This is a genomic window from Treponema endosymbiont of Eucomonympha sp., from assembly GCF_001028545.1.
In genome coordinates, this window is record NZ_BBPW01000572.1 from 1 (window position 1) to 473 (window position 473).

The following is a 473-nucleotide window of genomic DNA, read 5'->3' on the forward strand; positions in this document are numbered from 1 at the left end:
GTGACCAGCGGTCGGGCCGGCGTTCATCGGGCCGCCGGCCGGGTCCGGCGCTTTGCCGTGTACCACGATTTCCGGGCCGTCGAGGAATGCGCGGGGCGCGTTCCCCGGCGTCCCGTGTATCGTGTTATGCCGCCCCGAAAGCCCGCTGGCAATATAGCGCTGTCCCAGCGCGTCGTCTATGATGATTTCCCTGTCGTCCGAGTGGCGCACCGCGTCATTAAGCGCCTGAAAATGCGTCAGCCCTGCGCTAATCCGTGTCATGCCGTTCTCCCCGCTAAAATCTCTTCGCGCCGCGCCTTGCTGAACGCCATAAGCGCGGGCGCGGCTTTGATAAGGTCGAAGTCTATAGAGGAAAGCGGCGTTTTGTTCCGTATGAGCGCCGTGTAGATTCCCGCCCGGTCCGCCTCCCCGATGATGATGAAGCCCTTCAAAAGGTCGTCCTCTACAAAGAACTTGCGGTACAGCGCGCCCTC

The 473-nt window shown here is 62.4% G+C and carries 2 pseudogenes; both read right to left on the minus strand.

From position 1 onward, the window contains the following. Nucleotides 1-261: pseudogene (locus tag AWU74_RS08110) on the minus strand (GltB/FmdC/FwdC-like GXGXG domain-containing protein); the annotation flags it as partial. After that, nucleotides 258-473, minus strand: a pseudogene (locus AWU74_RS08115) (NAD(P)/FAD-dependent oxidoreductase); the annotation flags it as partial. The pseudogenes AWU74_RS08110 and AWU74_RS08115, both read right to left, overlap by 4 nt.